Below are 6951 nucleotides of genomic sequence, written 5' to 3'. Positions count from 1 at the left end.
CACCTCGGCCAGGGACACGTGCACCGCCCACAAGACCGGCTGCACCACATCCACCCGCTCCAACGGATCGTCGGAGCGCAGCACGTCGAGGAGGTTCCAGTCCACGAACGGCGCCAGCGCCGCCGCACACTCCGCGATCCGGGCCGCGAACACCGGCTCGGCGTCCAGCAGACCCACCGCCATCCCCACCCACTGGGAACCCTGGCCCGGAAAGACGAACACCACACCCGCGTCCGGATGGGCCGAGCCGGACACCACAGCGCTCGACGGCAGGCCGTCCCGGAGGGCGGACAGGCCGGCGCCGTGATCCGGGCCGAGCACGACCGCCCGGTGGCTCAGCACCGATCGGGTGGACAGCAGCGAGTACGCCACCGCCCCCGGATCCGCCGTCACCCGCGACAGCCGCTCGGCCTGCCCGCGCAGCGCCTCCGGCGCCGCCGCCGACAACAGCCACGGCACGTTCGACTCCGTCACGACCGGCTCGTCGACGGGCGTGGCCGGCGCCTCCTCGATGATCACGTGGGCGTTGGTGCCGGACACCCCGAACGATGACACCCCGGCCCGACGCGGGCGCTCCCCCACCGTCCACGGCCGGGACGACGTCAGTAGCTCCACCGCACCGGCCGACCAGTCCACCTGCGGTGTCGGCTCGTCCACGTGCAGCGTGCGCGGCAACGTCTCATGACGCAGCGCCTCGACCACCTTGATGATTCCGGCGACACCGGCGGCTGCCTGGGTGTGCCCGATGTTCGACTTCACCGACCCCAACCACAGCGGCTGACCGGCGGGCCGGTCCTGGCCGTAGGTCGCCAGGACCGCCTGCGCCTCGATCGGGTCGCCCAGGGTGGTGCCGGTGCCGTGCGCCTCGACCACGTCGACGTCCGCCGCCGACAGTCGGGCGTCGACCAGCGCGGCCTGGATCACCCGCTGCTGCGACGGCCCGTTCGGGGCGGTCAACCCGTTCGACGCGCCGTCCTGGTTGACCGCGCTTCCGCGCACCACGGCGAGCACCCGGTGACCGTTGCGGACCGCGTCGGAGAGCCGCTCCACCAGCAGCACCCCAGCGCCCTCGGCGAAGCCGGTGCCGTCGGCGGCACCCGCGAACGCCTTGCACCGGCCGTCCGCCGCCAGGCCACGCTGGCGGGAGAAGCCGACGAACAGCGACGGGGTGGCCATCACCGTGACACCGCCGGCCAGCGCGAGTGAGCACTCACCGGCCCGCAGCGCCTGCGCCGCCAGGTGCAGTGCCACCAGCGACGACGAGCACGCGGTGTCGACGGTGACCGCCGGCCCCTCCAGACCCAGCGAGTACGACACCCGCCCGGAGATGACAGCGCCCGCGTTGCCGGTGGCCAGATACCCCTCCAGCCCTTCGGACGCGCCCATCAGGATGGCCGAGTAGTCCGAGCCGTTGGTGCCCGCGAACACACCGGTACGCGACCCGGACAGCGACGCCGGGTCGATGCCGGCCCGTTCGATCGCCTCCCAGGACACCTCCAGCAGGAGCCGCTGCGCCGGGTCCATGGCCAGGGCCTCGCGGGGGCTGATCCCGAAGAAGCCGGCGTCGAAGTCACCCGCCCCGCTCAGGAACCCGCCCTCGGCGGCGTACGACGTCCCGGGGTTGTCCGGGTCGGGGTCGAACAGCGCCTCGGTGTCCCAGCCCCGGTCGGACGGGAACGGCGTGATGCCGTCCCCGTCCCCCGCGACCAGGTTCCACAGCGACTCCGGAGAGTCCACGCCGCCGGGGAACCGGCAGCCCACGCCGATGATCGCGATCGGCTCGTCGGCGCGTACCTCCAGGTGCCGGATACGCTCCTGCGCGGTTTCCAGGTCGGCGGTGACCCGCTTGAGGAAGTAGCGCAACCGCTCTTCGTTGGCCATCGGTAGGTCTCCCCTTGTGAGCGTGCGGGTCAGGCGATGCCGAACTTCTTGCCGAGGAGGTCGAACATCTCCTCGTCGGTGGCGTCGGCGAGGGCTTCGCCCGCGGTCTCCACCGGCTCGGCGCGTCCGTGCTTCCAGTCCGCGACGAGCGCCTGCATGCGAGTCATCAGCCGGACGTACGTGACGTCGTCCGGTTCGAGGCTGTCCAGGGCCGCTTCCAGGCGGTCCAGGTCGTCCACCGCGGAGGTGGCCCCCGTCCCGCCGCACAGGCTGTCCAGGAAGGCGGCGAGCGTGGTCGGGTTCGGATAGTCGAAGACGAGCGTGACGGGCAGCCGCAGCCCGGTGGCGGCGCCCAGCCGGTTGCGCAGTTCCACGGCGGTGACCGAGTCGAAGCCCAACTCCTGGAAGGCTTTCTTCGGCGGCACCTCGTCGGCGGAGGCGTACCCGAGCACCGTGGCGACCTGCGCCCGTACCGTGTCGAGCAGGGCCTTGGCCCGCTCGGCCGGCGGCAGGCCCGCGAGGCGCGCGGCGGCGCTCTCGCCGGCGCCGTCGCCGTCGCGGGCGATCGCCGCGAGCACCTGCTGCGCCTCCGGGATCGCGCTGACCAGAGGGCTGGGCCGAGTCGCGGTGACCGCGACGAAGAACCGCTCCCATCGGATGTCGGCGACGGTGAGGAACGGCTCGTCGTGCTCCACCGCCTGGCGCAGGGTGGTGATCGCCAGCTCGGGTGCCATTTCGGCGACGCCGTGCCGGGTCAGCAGCTCACCGAAGTCGCCATCGGCCATGCCGCCGCCACCCCAGGCGCCCCAGGCGATCGCGGTGCCCGGCAGGCCGAGCGAGCGGCGGTGCTGCACCAGAGCGTCCAGGTAGGCGTTCGCGGGGGCGTAGTTGCCGACGCCGGAACTGGCCACCGTGCCGGCGAACGAGGAGAACGTGATGAACGCGTCCAGGTCCAGGTCCCGGGTCAGCTCGTGCAGGTGGCGGGCGGAGTCCACCTTGGCGCGCAGAACGCCGTCGACGCGGTGGGTCTCCAGGGCGTCGATCACGCAGTCGTCGAGGACGGCGGCGCTGTGCACCACAGTGGTCAGCGGCGTCTCGGCGGGGATCGCGTCGATCAGCGCGGCCAGGGCGTTGCGGTCGGCGGCGTCGCAGGCGGCCACCGTGACCGTCGCGCCCAGCGCGGTGAGGTCGTCGCGCAACGCCTCGGCGCCCGGTGCGTCCGGACCCCGGCGGCTGACCAGCAGCAGGTGCTCGGCGCCGTGCGCGGCCAGCCACCGGGCCAGCTGGGAACCGAGACCGCCGGTGCCGCCCAGGATGAGAGTGGTGCCGCGCGGCTGCCAGCCGCGAGCCGGGCTGCGGCCGCTGATCGGGGCCCGCATCAGCCGCCGGCCGAGGAGGCCGGGCGCTCGGATCGCGGCCTGGTCCTCGCCCGTGGCGCCGGAGAGCAGGGCGCAGAGCAGGTTGGCACCGCGCTCGTCGAGGGTCGCGGGTAGGTCCACCAGCCCGCCCCAGCGTTCCGGGTGTTCCAGGGCGGCCACCCGGCCGAAGCCCCAGAGCAGCGCCTGGGCCGGGTTGGCCAGGGGGTCGTCCGTTCCGGTGCCGATCGCACCCCGGGACGCGCACCACAGGGGCGCGCCGATGCCGAGGTCGCCGAGGGCCTGCACCAGGACGACGGTGGCGGCGAAACCGCGCGGCGTGGAGCGGTACCGGGCCAGGACCCGCTCGTCCAGGGCGAGCAAGGACAGCACGCCGTCCGGACGGTCACAGTTGGCCGCGTCGAGGGCCAGGGTGAGCTGGGCGGCCAACGCGGTGCGGTGGACGTCGAACGGGTCGATCTCCACCGGCACCACCCGCGCGCCGCCGACTCGCAGAGCCGAGCTGACCTCGGCCGGCAGCGGCGAGTCGATCCCGGCCGGTACGGCGACCAGCCAGGTGCCGGTGAGACGGGCCGGTTGGTTTGGGACGCGGACCCACTCGTCGCGGTAGCGCCAGCTGTCCAGCTTCGAGCCGGTCTGCCGCTGCCGCCGCCACGACGACAACGCCGGGAGCAGGTCTCCCACCGCCGCCGGGTCGACGCCGATGGTCTCGGCGAGCACGTCCGCGTCCTGCCGCTCGACGGCGTTCCAGAAGACCGCGTCGTCAGTGCTCGGCGCCACGACGGCGGGAGCCGGGGGCCGTTGGCCGCCCAGCCAGTACGGCCGGCCCTGAAACGCGAAGGTCGGCAACGGCACGGTGCGCCCCTGCGGGTGGACGGTTGCGAAGTCGACTGCGGCACCGTGCACGTACGCGGAAGCCAGCGAGTGGGTGAACCGCCGGAGCCCGCCGTCGCCGCGCCGCAGCGTGCCCAGGACCACGGCGTCGCCGCCGGCGTCCTCGGCGAGGCCGGTGAGCCCGGCGATCAGCACCGGGTGCGGGCTGATCTCGACGATCAGGGCGTGACCGGCTTCCAGAGCGGTGTGCACGGCCAGGTCGAGGCGGACCGGGTTGCGCAGGTTGTCGTACCAGTAGGCGGCGTTCATCGCGGTGCCGTCGATCGGCGTGCCGGTGACCGTGGAGATGATCGGCACGGTGCCGGTGGTCGGCGTGATCCCGTCCAGGAGCCGGGCCAGCTCGGCCTCGATCGGTTCCACCTGGGCGCAGTGCGAGGCGTAGTCCACCTGCACCTGCCGGGCGCGGACTCCGGCCGCCTGGGCTGCGGTCAGGAAGGCCGCGACGTCGGCGCCCGCCACGACCACACTGGACGGGCCGTTCACGGCCGCGACGGCGATCCCGTCGGTGAGCAGCGGTTCGACGGTGGCGAGTGGGGCGTTCACCGAGACCATGCCGCCGGTGCCGGACAGTGCGAGCAGGGCGCGGCTGCGCAGGGCGACCACCTTGGCGGCGTCGGTCAGCGACAGCGCGCCAGCCACGCAGGCGGCGGCGATCTCGCCCTGTGAGTGGCCGACGACCGCGCCGGGTCGTACGCCACGGGAGATCCAGGTTTCGGCGAGCGAGACCATCACCGCCCAGAGCGCGGGCTGCACCACGTCGACGCGGTCCAGCGCGGTCGGGTCGGTGGAGCGCAGCACGTCCAGCAGCGACCAGTCGACGTACGGTTCGAGGGCGGCGGCGCACTCGGCGATCCGGGCGGCGAAGACCGGCTCCTGGTCGAGCAGTTCGGTCGCCATGCCGAGCCACTGCGAGCCCTGGCCGGGAAAGACGAAGAGCGGTCTGCCGGCGAGCTGCCGGTCGGCGCGGGGTGCGCTGCCGTCGGGAAACTCGGCGAGGCTGGTCAGCATCTCGTCCCGGTCGGCGCCGACGACCACGGCACGGTGGTCGAAGGTGGCCCGGGTCCTCCACAGGGAGTGGCCGACGTCCGACGGCGTGAGCGAGGGGTGCCGCGTCAGGTGGTCGTGCAGGCGGCGGGCCTGCGCGACGAGGCCGGCCTCGGTGCGTGCCGAGATCGGCCAGGCGGCGACCGGACCGTCGGTCATGTCGGTGGTGTCGACGGGGGCCTCGGTCGGCGGCTGCTCCAGGATGATGTGCCCGTTGGTGCCGGAGACGCCGAAGGACGACACCCCGGCCCGGCGCGGGTGCCCGGTCTCCGGCCACGGAATCGTCTCGGTGAGGACCTGCGCGGCACCCGTCGACCAGTCCACGTGTGAGGTGGGCGCGTCGACGTTGAGTGTCTTCGGCAGGATCCCGTGTTGGATGGAGAGGACCGCCTTGATCAGCCCGGCGATACCGGCCGCCGACTGGGTGTGCCCGATGTTCGACTTGACCGAGGTGATCCAGAGCGGGTTCTCCGCCGGCCGGCCCCGGCCGTACGTCTCCAGCAGCGCCTGCGCCTCGATGGGGTCGCCGAGGGTGGTGCCGGTGCCGTGCGACTCGACGGTGTCGACCTGGTCCGGGGTGAGTCGCGCGTTGGCGAGCGCGGCCCGGATGACCCGCTCCTGGGCCGGCCCGTTGGGAGCGGTGAGGCCGTTGGAGGCACCGTCCTGGTTGGTCGCGCTGCCGCGCACGATCGCCAGGATCGGGTGGCCGTTGCGCTGTGCGTCGGAGAGCCGCTCGGCCATGATGATGCCGACGCCCTCTCCCCAGGCGGTGCCGTCGGCGGCTTCGGCGAAGGGCTTGCACCGCCCGTCCGCCGCCAACCCCTTCTGCCTGCTGAACAGGATGAACGCGCCCGGTGCCGCCATGATCGTGACGCCGCCGACCAGGGCCAGGTCGCACTCGCGCGACCGCAGTGACTGGACGGCCCAGTGCATGGCGACGAGCGACGACGAACAGGCCGTGTCCACGGTGACGGCCGGGCCGCCGAACCCCAGGCTGTACGCGATCCGGCCGGACGCGACACTGGTGGTGGTGCCGGTGCCGAGGTACATGTCGACGCCCTCGGGGGCCTCGTGCAACGCGGTGCCGTAGTTCTGCTGGGTGATGCCGACGAACACGCCGGTCTGGCTGCCGCGCAGGCTCTGCGGGTTGACGCCGGCCCGTTCGATCGCCTCCCAGGACGCCTCCAGCAGCAGCCGCTGCTGCGGGTCCATGGCGAGCGCCTCGTGCGGGCTGATCCCGAAGAACGCGGCGTCGAAGTCCGCGGCGTCGTCCAGGAACGAGCCCTCCCGCACGTAGCTCTGGCCGGGTGCGTCCGCGTCCGGGCTGTAGAGCGACTCCAGGTCCCAGCCCCGGTCTGCGGGCAGGGGGCCGAGCGCGTCGCGCTCGCCGATGAGCATCTGCCAGAGGTCGTCCGGCCCGCGTACGCCTCCGGGGAACCGACAGCTCATCGAGACGATCGCGATCGGCTCCCGGTCACGGTTCTCGGCCTCGTGCAACTGCTGCTTGGTCTCCTGAAGGGTGGTGGTGACCTTCTTGAGGAAATGGCGAAGCTTCTCGTCGTCTGCCATCACGACACTCCGAACTCTCGGGTGATGAACTCGAACATCTCGTCGTCGGTGGCCGACTCGAGGTCCTGCGTCACGTCCGCGGCGCCGGTGGGCTCCAGCCCGGCCAGCAGGTCACGCAGGCGGCTGGTCACCTGCTCGCGTACCGATCCGTCGCCGGGCAACGTGGCCACGGCGGCCTCGATCCGAC

General features: G+C 73.0%; 2 protein-coding genes and 1 pseudogene. All 3 read right to left on the bottom strand.

All coding sequences use genetic code 11. The features are described 5' to 3' along the window. The coding region (locus ACWCO3_RS29105; protein WP_450013086.1) for a type I polyketide synthase at positions 1-1881 on the bottom strand (1881 nt) is incomplete at its 3' end. Positions 1882-1910: 29 nt separating this feature from the next. Beyond that, positions 1911-6764 (bottom strand): type I polyketide synthase, encoded by a 4854-nt coding sequence (locus ACWCO3_RS29100; RefSeq protein WP_450013084.1) that lies wholly within the window; start codon positions 6762-6764, stop codon positions 1911-1913. Next, positions 6764-6951: pseudogene (locus ACWCO3_RS29095) on the bottom strand (hypothetical protein); the annotation flags it as partial. The gene ACWCO3_RS29100 and the pseudogene ACWCO3_RS29095, both read right to left, overlap by 1 nt.

The sequence above is a fragment of the Micromonospora sp. NPDC002411 genome (assembly GCF_053592955.1).
The sequence above is the reverse complement of the archived record's forward strand: the minus strand, read 5'-3'. Positions and strand labels throughout refer to the sequence as shown.